We start from the raw sequence: 19,298 nt of genomic DNA on the forward strand, positions 1-19,298 counted from the left end.
AATTACGGGTTTAATGGAAGTACCTTAACATTATCAATATATGCGTCTTTAGGGGTAACCGCATAAAATACTATCGCAACCTCACCGCTATCATTTGCAGTGAAAGGAATTTGCACTAAAGTACCTGCTCCATCAGTGGTATCTGAAAATTTGCCCTTAGCTACATAACCTTCATGAAATCCTAAATTATCACCTATATTATCTACAGCATCAGCTCCATCATCATACTGACCGTCTAAAATTACACCTACTACCTTTCTACCGCCAATTGGATCTGTACCACTATCGTCCTTTATTGCATATTGATATTCTAAAATATAATCTGCACCAGGAACCAAATTCAGCTCTTGATATGCATATCTAGAACTAGAAGTTCTTAAGTCTCCACCAGATTGACTAGAAGACCATTTTGCCCCTCTCGTTTTACTACCTGTATCGACCCCATCATAATCTTGATTCGAACCATCTGAACTAGAACCAAAAGGATTAGTTTCCCCATCCGTAAATGTTGTCCATTTCCAAAAATCTTGACCATCTTCAAAATCACCGTTCAATATAGTTGACCCGGTCATTCTTGACATATAAATATTATCTACGGTAATTGTTGCGTGGTCATTTGCAGTACCTGTACTGCCCTTCTCAAAAAGTATGGTTTCAAATTGAGTGACCGGTGTAGAAAAATCTGTGGCTAAGTCCAAATCAAAACCAGTCCACTCACCATCGTTTAAATCTAAATCATCAATTACATGGCTTGTACCATTTGTACTATCAACAAGTGTTATTTTTAGTTTATCAATTCCGGTGGCAAAATCAGAGTAAACATCAAAATGAATATCATTAGAACCTACACCACTATAAAAAGCATCTGCTGCAACCACTTCATCACTTAAAGCAAATTCACCTACATCACTATGCAGTCTAGAAAATTCCAATAGATTGTTTCCCGAATCCAAAATAACAGCCTTACCACCTGTACCCGCTGTACCAACAGAACTAGCGTCTGTAAAAATGTTTAAAAGATTATATCTTTTAACTTCTGGTGACGCAGGAGCACTGTCAATAGATTGTACGGTATGCTCTACTGTAATATCTTCAGTTTTAACCAGATCGGTTTGCCCTGAAGCTTTAGTCGTAACGGTTATGGTATAATCTGCAGATGCTTCAACATTAGAATAATCATATGTAGCAGATTCTCCTTGCAATGCTGTTAACGGAGTACTACCGTCACCAAAATCAATTACATATGAATCTACACCAACAGTTAACGGTGTAACTGTAACAATGGTACCATCGCCACTAGATGACACTTCGAAACTTGAAAAAACACTTCCAATAGATCCGCCAGAAGAATCAACTGGCTCAATTGGCTCATAACCATCTTCATCACACGACATGATAAGACCAGTTATCAAAAGGGCACTTATTCCTTTTTTAATTAAACTCATAATATTTTATTTTTTATTTTTTTGTTAGATACCTCTTAAACAGTCTTAATAATAAAACTTACCGTTTAAAAAATATGCTTTCAGTCTTGAAGAGTAATTTAAAAATGAAGCTTTTATAAAACATAACAACATTTTTAAATTACTTTTTCAAGGTTTTTAATTAATTCAATCTATCGATACTAATTTTAGAAAATCTACATTCAGTACCTGCATATTCAATATTAAATCTCATGTTCTCTGTTGTTTCTCCTGTAGTAAACGAGAATGATATTTGTACATATGAGGAAGCTTGATCCGTTAATGGAATTTCTTGCAAAAGAAAATCATCTCCAGTATCAGCATCTTCAATTAACAATGTACCTGCAGAAGTACCGGTGGTTTTACTCACATACCAGAATGTTACTTCATAAGTTGCACCTGCAACTACTCGGATACTTTGATCAAGGAAGTTAGAACTACTACTTAATTTTGCTGCACCATTGTCTTCTGGTGGAGTTGGTGAAGAACTTGCCGAATATGAACTTGTAGTTCCCCTATCTACACCTGCCCAAGGTGTTCTTGGATCACATAAGAAATCTGGACATTGAAAAGCCGCAACCAATTCATCTACCACTACCACATCAAGTGTAATGGTTGAAGTAACACCATTACCATCACTAGAAACTAAAGTAACAGGAAACGTACCTTCCCCAGAAAATTGAAAAGTAGGATCACGATCTGTTGAAGTTTCTCCCCCTCCAAAATCCCACAAATAGGATGATGCCTCTGTAGAAAGATCAGTAAAGTTTATTATTGTGAAATCGTCTTGATCTGCTGTGTAATCAAAATTAGCTTCAGGAAATATAGTATCCGCTTTTGAGTTTGAGTCTGGCAAATCATCTCTAAATGTATCTGAACCAACACAACCAACAAAAGAACTTGCAACAACCACACTGAAAAGTAATACAGTTGTTTTACGGAAAATATTTTGTTTAATTTTCATAGTTAAAAAGTTTTTAAAATTTAATACCCTGGATTTTGTGTCAAAAGTCCACCGCTTATATTTATTTCTCTTGAAGGAATAGGTAGCAATAATTTTCTTGCATCAAACACATAACCCATTTCTGCTGAATGCGCACTTAATACAGCTTCAGCTACACCGAACCTGAGTAGATCAAACCAACGTTGGTTCTCAAAGGCCAACTCTACTCTTCTTTCAACCAAAAGATCGTCTTTAGTAATTATAGAAACTGTGGTAGTTAACCCAGCCCTATCTCTAACTGCCTGAAAAGACGACAATGCAGCAGCGCTTGTAGTTGATTCCCCTCCCGCTAAAATTGCTTCTACATGCATTAAAAGCACATCTGCATAACGTAATGCGATATAATCGTTTCCGGCATCACGAGCACTAGGACCGTAAGAAGGTGGTGTTGTAGTAATATCGGACCCCTCAGGTAAAAACTTGATCACCTCGTTCGAGGTTCCAAAAGTGATATATGATTCAGCAGTTCTATTACCACCATATGCGGCAAAATCTAAGACTAAATTCTCATTGACTATATTTTGACCATCTTCCGAACCTGCACGAGTAGAAGAAGTAAATTCAGAGGAAAAACTTTGACTCTCGGCACTGTTACCTGTTTCATATTGAATTGCAAAAATAATTTCGTTGTTCAATTCGTTATAAAAAACATCATGAAAATCACTTTCTAAACTAAATTCACCACTATTAATTATTGACTCGCATAATTGTTGTGCAGCTGAATAATCCGGACTATCTAATGAAAGATAAACCTTAGCCAAAATACCTTGTGCCGCTGCCTTAGATGCTCTTGACTTAGAAGAATTATCCAAAATACTTACCGCTTCTTCCAAATCTAAAATGATTTGATCATAAACTTGAGCTTCAGGAATTCTAGTAAAAAGCGATTCATTATCTGTTGGACCTACAACTGAAGTTACCAATGGTACAGCTCCGAACATTCTAACTAATTTAAAATATGCATATGCTCTTAAAAACTTTGCTTCTGCAGAATACTTCGCTTGATTTGATTCATCTGCGATATCAATAAAATCTAGAATATTGTTCGCTCTAAAAATCACTTCGTACATAGAAGCGTAATAATCTTCTGATTCTACATTGTTTGCATTTACAACATATCTATGAAAATCAGCCTTTGAACCCTCTAATGTGGCATTTCTAGTATTATCAGTACGATGTTCTGTTAAAAGATGCTCAAATTGCACACCTCTATTTACATCACTAATATCAGAATCCGTATTACTATTAACCCCTTGAAGGGCATCATAAATTCCATAAATTCCAGACAATACATCGGCATCGGATTGAAAGAACCCATCTACTGCTACCGCAGTATCTGGCAATGGATTTAAAAATTCTTCAGTATCACAGGAAACGAAAACGGATACTGTTACTGCTAAAATTATATATTTTATATGTTTCATTGTTTGTTTGTTTTTAGATTAAAAGTCAACGTTAAGACCAACTGTTACAGTTCTAAATATAGGTGTACCAGCTCTTTGTGACCCATAAGCTCTTGGGTTACTACCATCTACATGTTCTGGGTTGAAACCGTGATAATCATCAGCAGTTATGTACAGTAAATTTTGAGCAGTAGCATAAACCCTTAAGCCACTTATACCAATACGCTCTGTCAAATCATTTGAAAAATTATATCCAAGATTTATATTACGTAAAGAGAAATAGTCTGCACTTGCAATAACATCACTTGTCAATACTTTTTCTTGAATAAAAGAAACATCAGAAACCAAACCGTTAGCAACAGCTTCCAACTCCCCTCCACTTCTTGTTCTGTTACCAAACCAGTTGTAGAAGTACTGATCACCAATATTATTCACTTGAGCACCTAAGCTACCTTGAACCATGAATGAGAAATCAAAATCTCCAACTCTAAATTCATTTGTGAAACTATATACCAAATCGGGATAAGGATTACCTAAAATTGTTTTGTCTTCTTCAGTTATTAAACCATCTCCATTTAAATCTTTTACTATGGTATCGTCAGACTGACCATTAATTCTATTCCAAGGACTGTCAACATATGTTGTTCTAAAAGAAGTCTCATCAAAAGCTTCTTCGTCTACAACATAACCCCAAAAAGAAGAAATAGGCTCGCCAATTCTGTTAATCCACTGAGAGTTTCTACCATAAGAATCTTCTATTAATGCATTGTTGGAATCTCCAAAACTTAACAATTCGTTTTTATTTGTAGATGCAATTAGTGTAGAATTCCAAGAAAATTTTTCATTAGAAATATTTCTAGTTCTCAATTCAACTTCAACACCTGTATTTTGAACCTCACCTAAATTAACAATACCACTATCAAATCCAGAAACATAAGATACAGGATTGTTCAGAAGTAGTTCATCACTTGTTCTTTGGTAATAATCAATAGATCCAGAGACTCTATTATTAAAGAAACCATAATCCAAACCAACGGTAAATTCTTTTGAAGCCTCCCATTGTAATAAAGTATTCGCAATGTTTAGTGGCGAAACACCTGCCGCTATACTACCATCATCAATAGCATTAGAATTTTGAAGTAGAGCTAAATAAGGCCACGCATTAACAATAGCATCACCAACATTAAAATTCTCCGCCCCTGTTAGACCATAACTAGCTCTAAATTTCAAAGCGTTTACAGCATCGGAGTCTAACAAGAAATTTTCTTTAGCTACGTTCCAACCTAATGAAACAGCTGGGAAGTTACCCCATTTAGAATCTATACCAAATACCGAACTACCATCACGTCTAAAAGACGCATTTACCAAGTATTTCCCTTTGTACGCATAATTTACCCTTGCAAAATAACCCAATTTCTTAAGCTGCGTATTAGTCTCCGACGGCAAATCAACTAAAGTAGCCCCTTGGAAATTCTTAAGTAAATCATTTGAAAAACCACTACCTGTCGTAATACTTTCTTCAGATGTTCTTTTCTGAATTGTAGCACCTAACAAAAGGTTTAGATCATGATCATCTCCAAATGTCTTAGTATAATTTAAAGTGTTATCCGAAATTACTCTAGTTCTAAATCTGTTCGCTAAATAATATGATGCTCTTGCATTACCACTAGCATGATGTAAAGTACCATCATACCTTGTTCTTTTTCTTTGTTCTAGTGTGACACCTAAAGATGTTTTGGCCGTAAGACCGTCCAAAAGCTCATAACTTAAATAAGTAGAACCGAACAACTTAGTATTATACTCAAAATGTTCTCTTTCAACATATTGTGCGTAAGGGTTAGAATCACCAGAAGTACGTGGTCTACTATCATTACCATCACCATTAACATCTAACTCTACAAGATGATTTTCATAAAAATAATCACCCACACCCACATCAGGATAAACATCTCTATTTATAAACTGAAGTGATTCTTCAGTATGATAAATAGGTAACCAAGGCGATTGACGCGTAGGATTATGTATTGAAGTCGGTAATCTTCTTTGTTTTGTATAAGAAGGTGTAGCCCTAATACCAAATCTTGCCCTTTCACCAATTTTAGAATCAACTTTTAAATTTGCTGAAAATAATTTAAAATCATCTGTAATAACAACACCCTCATCATGTAGATATCTTAATGATGTACTGAACTTGGTATCTTCAGACCCTCCTCTAGCCGATAATGAATGACTAGTTATTGCACCTCCGTCAAAAAATACATCTTGCCAATCTCTATCTACACCCGTAGCTTGAACTAATAATTGAGCATATTGGGTTTCATTAGAAAGCGTACCGGTTGCGGCTTGTTCAATTTTTGCCCATTCTGAAACACTCTTTCTATAATCATCACTACCATGAGCACTTTTAATACCAGTATAAGTTTGATAGCTAAACTTTGTTTTACCTGCCTTACCACTTTTAGTAGTAATCAAGATTACACCATTTGAACCCTCACTACCATAAATAGCAGCAGACGCAGCATCTTTTAATACTTCAAAAGACTCAACATCATTCATATCCAAATTTCCAAGGAATTCTGAACTCACAACAACTCCGTCGATTACCAAAGCCGGACCAGAATCAGCAGTAACCGAACCAATACCTCTAATGGTAATTGTTGGAGCACCACCAGCTTCAGCATTTGTAGCTTGAATATTTACACCGGATACTTGACCAATAAGTGCATCATCAACCCTAGATACAGCTATCTGATCCAATGTTTCGTTCGTTACTTTAGAAATTGAACCAGTAATGGTAGATTTCTTTTGCGTACCATAACCAACGACCACTACTTCATCTAGTTGACTGGCGTCTTCATTTAAGGTAACGTTTATCGTTTTTTGATCAATAATAGCTACCGTCTGTGTAGCATATCCTATATAAGAGATTTGTAATAAATCACCACTTGAAACATTTATAGAGAAATTACCGTCAAAATCACTTTGTGTACCCCTAGCAGTGTTCGCAATAATTATATTAGCACCTGGTATAGGCACATTGTTTGCATCTGTCACAGTACCCGATAAATCATAGGAGTCTTGTGCAAATAATTGAATGTTGACCAGCAACATTGCAACCATAAAAAATTTTAGTTTAAATTTCATTTGTGTTATATTAAGTTAGTTCTTTTGAATTGGCCTCCGCCTTCTTTTTGATCTACTTAAAACGTAGAATTAAATTCTACATCATAATTGTTAATTTACTATAACACACATTTTACATAAGAATCAAGGATAATTCTTATTTTTGTATTAAATGTGTAAATAGCAATACTTACATGTTTGTTACTTCCCTTTCAATTTGAAGTAATTCTTTTTTACAAAAAGGATGGGCGAGCACCCGTCCTTTTTTTATACTTTCTTCTAAGGTGTCATTTCATTTTTTTATTAATTAATAATATAGTTTTCATCAAATAATTTAATTGGTTTACCAAATTGGTTCGTCAAACTGGTTTACCAAATATATGTTATTATCTTGTTAAAAAAAATTACTTTGAAAATTTATAGGCTATTTTTTTATCGGTAAGAAGTAATTTTCATTAATAAATTATATAATTAATAAAATAAAGGGTGATAATTGTCAAATTGATATTTAGTCTATAACTACAGTATTTATAGGCATTACAGACACTTTTTAACAACCTTTTTAATTTTTCAATTGCAGCTTACAAATAGAAAAATTTAAAATATTAAAAATTTAACATTATTGGAGGAGAATATTGACGTTAATAAAACACAACGAAATCAAAAAGCACAGTTACACGTTTAGAAATCGAATTTTTTAACGCAGTTGAGCAAGAACATTTAATACTGAATTAATGGTGGAGTTTATACCAAGAATTTTGAAATTATGATATTGGTAATATTTAAAATTTCAACAGGAATAAATGAAGTATTTAAAAATGAAAAAAGGCCTTCATTTTCATGAAAGCCTTTTATTTCGTGGGCCCTACTGGATTCGAACCAGTGACCCCCTGCTTGTAAGGCAGGTGCTCTGAACCAACTGAGCTAAGAGCCCTTGTTAAGGGTGTGCAAATATATAATACTTTTACAATTCTCAAAAGAAAAATCAATAAAAAATCAAAGAATTTCAGCAACCACAAAATTGCTTCCTCCAACATAAATAAGATCATTTTTTTTAGCCTGCTTTTTTGCCGCATTAAATGCCTTATTTACAGATTGATAAACATTTCCCTTGTAATTAAAGTCATAAAACAACTTTGCCAAAACATTTTCATCCATCCCCCTAAATATTTTTGGTTTGCAAAAATAATAAGTTGCATTTTTTGGAAATAAAGGTAAAATCTCAGAAATATCTTTATCCTTAACCACTCCCAAAACTATATGTAGCTTTTCAAAATCTTGTGCTTTTACTTGTTCTAAGACATACGACAATCCGTCTTTATTATGAGCAGTATCACAGATGATCAACGGTTGTTCCCCTATTTTTTGCCAACGCCCCATTAATCCGGTATTCTCCACTACCCTTTTAAAACCGTCAATTTTATGCTGTTCCTCTATTTTAAAATCCTTAAGAAGGTTCAAAACACCTAGAACACCTTTTATATTTCTTTTTTGATAAGAGCCTAGCAAACCTATTTGATAGGTCTTATAACTCTTTTTATCGGCAAAAATAATCTCGGAATTCAATTCTGCCGCCACATCATTAAATACCGGCGCCGTTTCTTCACTAAACTCACTAATTACAACCGGTGTATTGGGTTTTATAATACCCGCTTTTTCCCATGCTATCTTTGGAATGGTATCTCCTAAAATATCAGTATGATCAAGACCAATATTAGTAATTAAGCTTACTTCTGGCGTAATAATATTAGTAGAATCTAAACGACCGCCCAAGCCCACTTCTATTACCGCTATATCAACCTTTTCTTTATCAAAATATGAAAATGCCATACCAACTGTCATTTCAAAGAATGATAGTTGATGCATTTCAAAAAAGGAACGATTGTTTTCAACAAAAGCAACTACCCAATTTTTGGATATTTTTTTACCGTTGATGCGAATTCGCTCTCTAAAATCCTTTAAATGAGGTGAGGTATACAAGCCTACCTTATAACCGGCTTCTTGAAGCACCGATGCCAGCAAATGACTACTGGATCCTTTACCATTGGTGCCAGCTACATGTATACTTTTAAAATTTTGATGTGGATTTCCTAAATGGTTCGCAAATGAGATAATTCCATCTAGTTTAGAATTAAAAGCTATTTTACCTTTATTCTGATACATTGGAAGTTGGGCAAACATCCAATCTAAAGTTTCTTTATAGGTCACTCTCCCAACTTGAAATTAACCACTACAAAACCGGTTTGTTTACTAGGTGCATTACTATCTAAATTCCACTTGTGCATAAAAGCGGTTTTTCTAGCCGGTTCTAACAAACAAGGATCATTATTCGTAGTACCCTTTACACCTGGTTGAGCACTTATTACCTTGCCGTTACGATCTACAACTATTTTTACCACTACCCTGCCAGATTCGTTGCACTCTTGCGCAACTTTGCCCTTGTTGACCAATGACCTACCATTTAGACCATAACCACCAGTTCCGCTACCGCTACCTGGACCTCCATAGTAACTAGTAGCATATGGATCGCCATCTGGTTGACCTTTATCACCGGCTCTATTATCATCACCTTCACTTCCGGTGGCAGTTCCATCAGATTTATTAAGACCACCCATCATTTCATCCAAAGCTTTTTTCTTCGCTTCTTGTTCTTTACGAGCTTTTTCGTCTGCTTCTTTCTTTTGCTGGGCTATTTTAGCAGCTTCCGCCTTTTTCCTATTCTCTTCAGCCTCAGCTTTTCGTTTCGCATTTGCCGCAGCTTCATCTGCCTTCCTTTTAGCTTCTTTTGCCTGTTCTATTTTAACAGCCTCTTCATTGTCTTGCGTTAAAAGTTTTTCAGCCGGAGCTTCTTTCTCAGCTACAGGTTCCTCAACTTCATTTACCGGCTCTTCAATCGACTCTGCTACTTCTTGTTGCCTTGGCTCTACTGGCGGTGTATCAACAGGCTCTGATTGTATTTTTTCTTTGGGCTGTATAATACCACTTCCAAATTGAGTAGTTCCAAAATTGACCGATATTCCGTTCTCTTCTGGTGGATCCATGTATGTTAGACCTATATAAAACAAAACAAGTAAAAGCGCACTTAACAACAACGTAGTAAGTGTCAGCGACTTCTTTTTATGTTCAGTGTCTAAAAATGCCATTTAATTTGGGCGAACCGCCAAAATAACTTTATAATTATTTCTATTAGCGATATCCATTACATTTACCGCTTCTTTAATTGCTACGCTTTCTTCAGCTCTGAGTATAATTGTAGGGCTATCTTGTCCAGCCAATGCCTTTTTCAGCTCAATCTCAATATACTCGCCATTAATTCTTTCATCATTAACGAAATACTGAAGATTCTTATCAATGCTAACCGATACGTTCTGAGTGTTTGTAGACTTCCCTTTTGCTTTTGGCAACAATAGGTCTAAAGCATTGGGTGAATTCGCAGTTAGCATGAAAAACACCAACAACAAGAACACAATATCTGTCATTGACGACATGCTAAAGTCTGGACTGACTTTATTTCTTCCTTTTAATTTCATAGTAAAAAATTAAAGAGGTTCGTTTAATAAGTCTAGAAATTCTACAGCATTAGCCTCCATCTTATGAACCACTTTATCGGTTCTATTTACTAAATGGTTATATCCGACGTAAGCTATAATCCCTACAATTAATCCGGCTACGGTAGTTGTCATCGCGGTATAAATACCAGAGGCCAAGGACCCCATCTCTGCCTGACCACCACTACTTGCCATTTCATGAAAAGCAAGAATCATACCAATAACGGTTCCTAAAAAGCCAATCATGGGAGCAGCACCGGCTACGGTTGCAAGTATACTTACATTCTTTTCTAATTTATAGACCTCTAAGGTACCGGCATTTTCAATTGCCGTATTAATGTCGTCCAATGGTTTACCAATACGAGAAACACCCTTTTCCGTTAGTCTAGCGACAGGAGAATCTGTCTGTGCACATAAAATTTTAGCTGCGTCCAACTTACCTGAAGTAACATAATCACGAATTTGATTCATGAAATTCTTATCTATTTTCGAAGCTGCATTTACTGCAAGTAAACGTTCAAAATAGATATATAATGCCACTCCTAACATAATGAAGAGAACGGTAATAATTATTACACTTCCCGTTCCTCCATTAAATATTAAATCTATAACCGATAGAGTTTTCTCTTCAGACAATAATTCTTCGCTCGTATCTTGAGCCAAATCCTGAAATAATATCATAGTATACTTTAAGTATTGAATTTGCCTTTATAACGATGAATTGCGAATTAAATTATCCATGTAGAACAAAATCTCTCAACAATATAAATATCAAGGCACCACTAACAAAACCAACTAATGCCAACCATGCTATTTTTTTCAAATACCAGAAAAAATCTATTTTTTCCATACCCATGGCAACTACACCAGCCGCAGAACCAATAATAAGCATACTTCCTCCTGTACCGGCAGAGTAAGCTATAAAATGCCAAAGCGGACTATCCATTGGCTCACTGAACATACCCATACTAGCCGCAACCAATGGTACGTTATCAATTACTGCAGAACCAACACCAAATAACATTACCACTATATCAGTATTAGGAATAGCCTCATTTAAAGCTCCTGCAGCGTTGAATAAAATACCTAAAGATTCCATTGCTGCAACTGCCAATAAAATACCTAAGAAGAACAATATACTAGGTAGCTCTATTTTTGATAAGGAATGATGTACAGGACTATGGTGACCAGCATTATCATCATCTTCACCCTCTACACTAGAAATATTGAATTTTTTATTACTATAAATTTCCGCAAAAGTTGCTACGACCGCTAAAGACAACATCATACCAACATATGGTGGAAGATGCGTAGCTGTCTTAAAAATAGGTACGAACAAAATTGCACCAAGACCTAAATATAACATTGTTGCTCCGTACTTAGACTTTGAAATCTCGTCATCTAAATCACCGTCAATTAAACCTTTAAAAACTTTAAATCTTCCCGCTATTAATACAGGAACCAACATACAAACCAAAGAAGGCAACAAAACGTGAATTACCAATTGACCGGCACTTACTTTATTTGCAATCCACAACATTGTTGTCGTAACATCACCAATTGGAGACCATGCCCCACCTGCATTCGCAGTTATAACTATCATACCCGCAAACCACAGTTTTGTTTCACGGTCTTTTATAACTTTCTGTAGAATAGTAATCAATACGATTGTAGCAGTTAGGTTATCTATAATCGCGGATAAAATGAATGCTAAAATGGAAAACAACCATAATAGTTTACTTTTCTTTTTGGTTTTAATAAACCCTTTAATGGTTGCAAAACCATCAAAGTAGTCTATAATTTCAACTATGGTCATAGCCCCCAACAAGAAAAATAGTATCTCTGCAGTTTTACCTAAATGATGCAAAAGAGATTCTTCCATAATATGCATTCTATCTAAATGCCCTAAATCAGAAAAACCGGAAACCAAACCTTGTTTCGCAGAATCGAACCAATTTTCATAGCCGTCTATACCAAGGGCAATCAAAGCCCACAGTATGGCCATCATAGCCAACGCAGGTATAAGTTTGTCAATTTTAAGATTATGCTCTAAGGTAATGGCAAGATATCCTGCCAAAAAAACAATAATAATTATAGTTTCCATGTTGTTTGGTTTTGTTTAATATCTATTGATAAGGTGTCAAATATAGGTTCTAATTACAAAAAATTAAATCATCCAAATATATTTAAAATTGTGTGTGAATTCCTAATGATTTCACAATAATACCGAAGATATCTGACATCCAAATACTTAAACCGAACTATTATCGAAATATCATGTTTCTGCAGTCAATATTTTAACGCTTAACGAAATGTTAAATAATTTCTTTCAGCATAGACCAATGTCATTATTATTTTAAAAAACAAACAATACCCTTATTTAAAGTTTAATATTTAACTACTATATCTTTATCTTTGAGAAGATAACTTTTATACATATTAGATGGATTTTTCATTAAATGAAGAACAAAAACTTATACAGCAAGCGGCAAGAGATTTTGCTCAAAATGAACTTTTACCAGAGGTAATTGAACGAGACGACGCACAAAGATTCCCCAAAGAAGAAATTAAAAAATTAGGCGACCTAGGATTTTTAGGAATGATGGTAGACCCCAAATATGGTGGCAGTGGTCTTGACACCTTATCTTACGTCATAGCCATGGAAGAAATTTCTAAAATAGATGCATCAACATCAGTAGTAATGTCTGTTAACAACTCTTTGGTTTGCTGGGGACTGGAAAAATTTGGATCTGAAGAACAAAAAGAAAAATACCTTACCAAATTATCTACTGGAGAGCAAATTGGCGCTTTCTGTCTTTCAGAGCCAGAAGCAGGTAGTGATGCTACTTCACAAAAAACTACAGCAATCGATATGGGTGACCACTACATAGTAAATGGCACCAAGAATTGGATAACAAATGGCGGCACCGCAAGTACATATTTAGTAATTGCACAAACCGACAAAGAAAAAAAGCATAGGGGTATAAACGCTTTGATCATAGAAAAAGGGACCCCTGGTTTTGAAATAGGACCTAAGGAAAATAAATTGGGCATTAGAGGTAGTGACACCCACTCTTTAATTTTTAACGACGTAAAGGTTCCAAAAGAGAATAGAATAGGTGAAGATGGTTTCGGATTTAAATTTGCCATGAAAACCTTAGCAGGTGGTCGTATAGGTATTGCTGCCCAAGCATTGGGAATAGCGGCCGGAGCTTATGAAATGGCTTTAAAATATTCCAAAGAACGTAAAGCTTTTGGAACAGAAATTAGCAATCATCAAGCTATTGCATTTAAACTTGCTGACATGCATACTGAAATACAGGCCGCCAGACTGTTGGTTTATCAATCTGCCTTAGATAAGGATAACGGTAAAGATTATGACCTTTCTGGCGCCATGGCTAAATTATACGCTTCTAAAGTTGCTATGGAAACTACTGTTGAAGCCGTTCAAATTCACGGAGGCAACGGTTTTGTAAAAGATTACCATGTTGAACGTTTAATGAGAGACGCCAAGATTACACAGATTTACGAAGGCACTTCAGAAATACAAAAAATTGTAATTTCTAGAAGTATCTTGAAATAAAATCAATCAATTTCCAACACCACCCCTCTTAAAAACAGGGGTGATGTTCTACAAACAAACTATTATATCTGTTACTCTCTAAATAAACTGAGGTATAATTGTTAGAAAGTTATATAAACTGCCATTTACCCCCTTCTTCACCCCTATATTTTCATATTATTAACTTAAATTTATCAATATGATAAATTGAAGGTTTTAAAAATATATAATTATAGTTTTTTTAAGCTTTTATTTGTTTCGTTGAATTTAATATTTGAATTTGTTCTAATCGTTGAATATAATTCAATTAAATTGATATTTTTGAAGAAATACCACAAATTATGACAATGAAGAAGCAAGGATTATATTTACCGGAATTTGAACATGACAACTGTGGGGCTGGTTTTATTTGCAGCCTTAAAGGAAAAAAATCCAACGACATTATACATAAAGCGTTGGAGATTTTAGAACGTTTAGAACATAGAGGTGCAGTAAGTGCCGATGGTAAAACAGGTGATGGTGCAGGTATATTAGTTGATATTCCACATGACTTCTTTCAAGCTGTTTGTAATTTTGATTTACCGGAAGCCGGTGAATATGCTGTTGGTAATATATTTTTTCCCCGCAAGGAGAACCAGCGTAATTTCTGTATTTCAATTTTTGAAGAAAACATAGAAAAACAAGGGTTAAAATTACTTGGATGGAGAGACGTTCCTGTCAATAGATCTATTCCTGGTAGAATTGCTGCAGAAACAGAACCTTTTGTGAAACAAATATTCGTTGCAAAAGAAAATAAAGAACAAGAGTATTTCGACTTTAACTTAAAGCTCTTCATTGCCCGTAAAGTTACCGAGCATACTATAATCAACTCAAAATTATCTGAAAACAAATTCTTTTATGTTCCTAGTTTATCTACCAAGATAATTATATTCAAGGGGCTTTTAATGCCTTTGGATATCAGTCTTTATTATTCAGATTTAATGGATTCGCGAGTGGTTACTAGATTAGCATTGGTACACCAACGTTTCTCCACAAACACTTTCCCAACTTGGGATTTGGCACAACCATTTAGATACATGTGCCACAATGGTGAAATAAACACTTTACGTGGTAACGTTACTCGTATGTTCTCAAGAGAAGAACTATTACAAAGTGATATGTTCGGTGATGAAATCAAGAACATACTTCCTATAATATTACCTGGCAAGTCTGATTCTGCAACAATGGATATGGTGGTTGAACTACTATTGATGACAGGCAGATCCTTACCAGAAGTTATGATGATTCTAGTACCTGAAGCTTGGGAAAAAAATCCTGAAATGTCAGAGGCAAAAAGAGCTTTCTACGAATACCATTCTTGTATGATGGAGCCATGGGACGGTCCTGCCTCAATTCCTTTTACCGATGGTAATTACATTGGTGCCGTTTTGGATAGAAATGGTCTAAGACCTTCTAGATATACGGTAACTAAAGATGATTACGTAGTAATGTCTTCTGAAACCGGTGTTGTAGACATCACTCCTGAAAATGTAGATTTTCACGGAAGACTACAACCGGGTAAAATGTTCTTGGTAAACATGGAAGAGGGAAGAATTGTGAATGATGAAGAAATTAAAGAAAACATCGCACAAAAATTTCCATATAAAAAATGGTTAGATGACAATTTGGTACATTTAAAGGATATACCTTATAATGATTGTCCGTTATTTTTAGGTGAAGAAACGCTTGAAAAAAGGAAGTCAGTATTTGGTTATACCTTAGAGGATATCAATACGATCGTTCTACCAATGGCAAAGTCCGGTAAGGAACCTATCGGATCAATGGGATCTGACACACCAATAGCTGTTTTATCTCAACGCCCTCAATTAATTTACAACTATTTCAAGCAACTTTTTGCACAAGTCACCAACCCACCGTTAGATGGTATACGTGAAGAATTAATTACTGACATCAGTTTAACCTTAGGTAGCGACCATAATATATTTGAATTTTCAGAATTACACTGTAGAAAACTTAAAATACAGAATCCGGTTATATCCAAGGAAGATTTGGACAAAATCAAAAACTATGATGTAAGTCCAGATTACAAGGTTATTTCAATACCTATGCTGTACTCGATCCAACAAGGACACAACGGCTTAGAAGATGCTTTACAATCTGTTCTTAACCAAGCGTCTAAAGCAGTAGACGAGGGTGCAAACATCATCATACTTTCAGACAGAAATGTCAATGAAGAAATGGCCCCTATACCTGCGCTGTTAGCTTGTTCGTTCGTAAACAGTGGTTTACAAAAATTGGGCAAACGTTCTAAACTTAGTGTTATAATCGAATCTGCTGAACCACGTGAAGTTCATCATTTCGCATTATTATTTGGTTTTGGTGCAAGTGCTATTAATCCTTACTTAGTAAATGAAATCATTGCTGAGCAAATCGAAGAGCATGACATAACTGAATTTACATTTGATGAGGCTATTAAAAATTACAACAAGGCCATAGGTAAGGGTATACTAAAAGTGATGAACAAAATTGGTATTTCTACTTTAAACTCATACCGTGGTTCTCAATTATTTGAATGTATAGGTATAAATACTAAAGTGGTTGAAAAGTATTTTCCAAATACCCCTACTCGTATTCAAGGTATAGGTCTTTACCAGATTGAAAAAGAAATCGCTCTTCGTCATCACAAGAGCTTTAGCAAAAAACATATTGATGCCAATTTAGATTTAGAAATCGGTGGTGAGTACAGGTGGAGAAGAGATGGAGAAAAACATATGTTCAATCCATTATCTATTGCCAAACTTCAAAAATCTGTTCGAAACAATGAGCCAGATACTTATAAGGAGTACTCACGTATGGTTAACGAGCAGTCAAAAAACTTAATGACCATAAGAGGTCTATTTGAATTCTCTAATTATGACCCTATTCCAATTGAAGAAGTTGAACCTTGGACAGAAATTGTTAAAAGGTTTAAAACCGGGGCAATGTCATATGGCTCAATTAGTAAAGAAGCACATGAGAATTTAGCAATCGCCATGAATCGTATTGGAGGTAAAAGTAACTCAGGTGAAGGTGGAGAAGATCAAACTAGATTTTACAAAAATTCAACTGGAGATTGGAAGAACAGTGCAATCAAGCAAGTTGCTTCCGGTAGATTTGGAGTTACTTCCAATTACTTGACCAACGCAAAAGAAATACAAATTAAAATGGCACAAGGTGCCAAGCCTGGTGAAGGTGGTCAATTACCTGGTCCAAAAGTAAATCCAGAAATTGCTAAAACCAGAAATTCAACTCCCTATGTAGGATTAATTTCACCACCACCACACCATGATATTTATTCCATTGAAGATTTATCACAACTTATTTACGATTTAAAATCTGCCAATAGAAAGGCAAGAATAAACGTAAAACTTGTTTCTGAAGTTGGTGTGGGTACGGTTGCAGCAGGTGTGTCAAAAGCAAAGGCAGATGTCGTTTTGGTTTCTGGTTTTGATGGCGGTACAGGAGCATCTCCTTTAACTTCCTTAAAACACGCAGGTTTACCATGGGAACTTGGTATTGCCGAAGCACAACAAACTTTAGTATTAAATGATTTAAGAAATAGAATTGTTCTGGAATGTGACGGACAATTAAAGACCGGTAGAGATGTTGCCGTTGCATGTCTTTTAGGTGCTGAGGAATTCGGTTTCGCAACTGCTCCATTAGTAGCCTCAGGTTGTATTATGATGCGTGTATGTCACTTAAATACCTGCCCTGTAGGTATTGCTACCCAAAACCCTGAACTAAGAAAGAAATTTAAAGGTAAACCAGAACACGTAGTAAACTACATGTATTTTGTAGCACAAGAATTACGTGAAATTATGGCACAATTAGGGTTTAAGACCATAAATGAAATGGTTGGTCAAGTTCAAAAACTAGATCGAAAAAAAGCAATTGATCATTACAAAGCGGCCGGTATAGATTTGACCCCAATACTTCATCAAGTTGATGTTCCTAAAGGAACCAAATTCTATAACACCGAAAAACAAAAGCATGATATAGACAAATCAATAGAATTCGACATTATTGCAAAAGCTAATCCATCTTTATTTAGAAAAGAAAAATTAACCCTAGATTACCCTATTTGTAATACTGATCGTGCCGTTGGTGCCATTATTAGTAATGAAATCTCTAAAACATATGGTGCAGAAGGACTTCCAATTAACACCTTGCGTTTAAATTTCACAGGGTCCGCTGGTCAAAGTTTTGGTGCGTTTGCAACAAGAGGCTTGACCATGGTAGTTAATGGAAATACCAATGACTATTTAGGTAAAGGGCTTTCAGGAGCTAAATTGGTTATAAAAGTACCAGAAAAATCTACTATAGTTCCAGAGGACAATGTGATAACTGGTAACGTAACCCTTTATGGTGCTACTGCTGGTAGAGCCTACATAAACGGTAAAGCAGGGGAGCGTTTCTGCGTTCGTAATTCAGGCGCAAAGGCAGTTGTTGAAGGTATTGGTGATCATGGCTGTGAATATATGACAGGTGGTGTTGCCGTTATATTAGGTGAAGTAGGTAGAAATTTTGGAGCTGGTATGAGTGGCGGTATCGCTTACGTATTGGATAATAATAAGACATTTAAACAGCGTTGCAGCCTAGAAGGTCTCAACTTATTAGAAGTTACAGAAACAGCAGATATAAAGCAGCTGAAAGATTTAATTGAAAGTCATTATAATTCTACCTCAAGTCCTTTAGCTCAACGTATTCTTGAAAATTGGGAATCATACCTACCAAAATTCGTTAAAGTTCTACCTGAAGAATACAGACAGGCTTTAATTAGATTAGAAAAAGAAAATTTACAAACTATTTAAGATCGGAACATGGGAAAGATAACAGGATTTTTGGAATTCGACAGAAAAATTGAAGCATACGAACCGGTTGAGGAACGTTTAAAAAATTATAAAGAATTTACGGTACCATTGCCGGAAAAAGAATTAAAAAACCAAGGAGCCCGCTGCATGGATTGCGGTATTCCTTTTTGCCATAGTGGTTGCCCATTAGGTAATTTAATTCCAGATTTCAACGATGCAGTATATCGTGGCAAATGGGATAAAGCGAGTGAAATTCTTCATTCTACAAACAATTTTCCAGAGTTTACGGGTAGATTATGTCCAGCACCATGCGAAGAAGCTTGCGTATTAGGCATAAATGAAGACC

The 19,298-nt window shown here is 35.3% G+C and carries 12 protein-coding genes and 1 tRNA gene (1 of these 13 running past the window's edge); 3 read left to right on the top strand and 10 right to left on the bottom strand.

Annotated elements, in window-relative coordinates; genetic code table 11:
- Window positions 1-2: 2 nt before the first annotated feature.
- The 10 genes from EXIGUO8A_RS03645 to nhaD all read right to left on the bottom strand — a co-directional run bounded on the left by EXIGUO8A_RS03645 (window position 3) and on the right by nhaD (window position 12,644).
- Window positions 3-1,445 carry a hypothetical protein gene (locus EXIGUO8A_RS03645; RefSeq protein WP_159301963.1) on the bottom strand — a complete coding sequence of 481 codons (1,443 nt, stop codon included), beginning with the start codon at window positions 1,443-1,445 and terminating at the stop codon, window positions 3-5.
- A gap of 160 nt (window positions 1,446-1,605) precedes the next feature.
- Entirely contained in the window at window positions 1,606-2,427 is an 822-nt protein-coding gene (locus EXIGUO8A_RS03650; RefSeq protein WP_159301964.1) for a PKD domain-containing protein, read from the bottom strand.
- A 20-nt stretch (window positions 2,428-2,447) separates the two neighbouring features.
- A complete protein-coding gene (locus EXIGUO8A_RS03655) occupies window positions 2,448-3,890 on the bottom strand; it encodes a RagB/SusD family nutrient uptake outer membrane protein (protein WP_159301965.1) in 1,443 nt (480 codons plus the stop codon).
- 18 nt (window positions 3,891-3,908) lie between these two features.
- The gene (locus tag EXIGUO8A_RS03660) at window positions 3,909-7,013 is read right to left on the bottom strand and encodes a SusC/RagA family TonB-linked outer membrane protein (RefSeq protein WP_159301966.1); all 3,105 of its coding nucleotides are present in this window, start codon (window positions 7,011-7,013) and stop codon (window positions 3,909-3,911) included.
- An 838-nt stretch (window positions 7,014-7,851) separates the two neighbouring features.
- Window positions 7,852-7,926, bottom strand: a tRNA-Val gene (locus EXIGUO8A_RS03665).
- Window positions 7,927-7,988: 62 nt separating this feature from the next.
- Window positions 7,989-9,200 (bottom strand): bifunctional folylpolyglutamate synthase/dihydrofolate synthase, encoded by a 1,212-nt coding sequence (locus EXIGUO8A_RS03670; protein ID WP_159301967.1) that lies wholly within the window; start codon window positions 9,198-9,200, stop codon window positions 7,989-7,991.
- Entirely contained in the window at window positions 9,197-10,135 is a 939-nt protein-coding gene (locus EXIGUO8A_RS03675; RefSeq protein ID WP_159301968.1) for an energy transducer TonB, read from the bottom strand. Before EXIGUO8A_RS03675 ends, EXIGUO8A_RS03670 begins: the two co-directional genes overlap by 4 nt.
- Window positions 10,136-10,522 carry an ExbD/TolR family protein gene (locus EXIGUO8A_RS03680; RefSeq protein ID WP_027068115.1) on the bottom strand — a complete coding sequence of 129 codons (387 nt, stop codon included), beginning with the start codon at window positions 10,520-10,522 and terminating at the stop codon, window positions 10,136-10,138.
- 9 nt (window positions 10,523-10,531) lie between these two features.
- Window positions 10,532-11,221, bottom strand: coding sequence for a MotA/TolQ/ExbB proton channel family protein (locus EXIGUO8A_RS03685; RefSeq protein ID WP_116772412.1), 690 nt, complete (start codon window positions 11,219-11,221; stop codon window positions 10,532-10,534).
- Window positions 11,222-11,273: 52 nt separating this feature from the next.
- Window positions 11,274-12,644 carry a sodium:proton antiporter NhaD gene (gene nhaD, locus EXIGUO8A_RS03690; RefSeq protein ID WP_159301969.1) on the bottom strand — a complete coding sequence of 457 codons (1,371 nt, stop codon included), beginning with the start codon at window positions 12,642-12,644 and terminating at the stop codon, window positions 11,274-11,276.
- A gap of 339 nt (window positions 12,645-12,983) precedes the next feature.
- On the opposite strand from nhaD, the gene EXIGUO8A_RS03695 reads away from it, so the two are divergent.
- The 3 genes from EXIGUO8A_RS03695 to EXIGUO8A_RS03705 all read left to right on the top strand — a co-directional run.
- On the top strand, window positions 12,984-14,123 hold the full coding sequence (locus EXIGUO8A_RS03695; protein ID WP_116772410.1) for an acyl-CoA dehydrogenase: 1,140 nt from the start codon (window positions 12,984-12,986) through the stop codon (window positions 14,121-14,123).
- Between the two features lie 320 nt (window positions 14,124-14,443).
- The gene (gltB, locus tag EXIGUO8A_RS03700; protein WP_159301970.1) at window positions 14,444-18,952 is read left to right on the top strand and encodes a glutamate synthase large subunit; all 4,509 of its coding nucleotides are present in this window, start codon (window positions 14,444-14,446) and stop codon (window positions 18,950-18,952) included.
- 9 nt (window positions 18,953-18,961) lie between these two features.
- Window positions 18,962-19,298: the beginning of a glutamate synthase subunit beta gene (locus EXIGUO8A_RS03705; protein WP_159301971.1), read on the top strand. The gene runs 1,130 nt beyond the window's last position; only the first 337 of its 1,467 coding nucleotides appear in the window; its start codon is at window positions 18,962-18,964; the stop codon falls past the right edge of the window.

Source organism: Maribacter litoralis (assembly GCF_902506355.1).
GTDB lineage: Bacteria > Bacteroidota > Bacteroidia > Flavobacteriales > Flavobacteriaceae > Maribacter > Maribacter litoralis.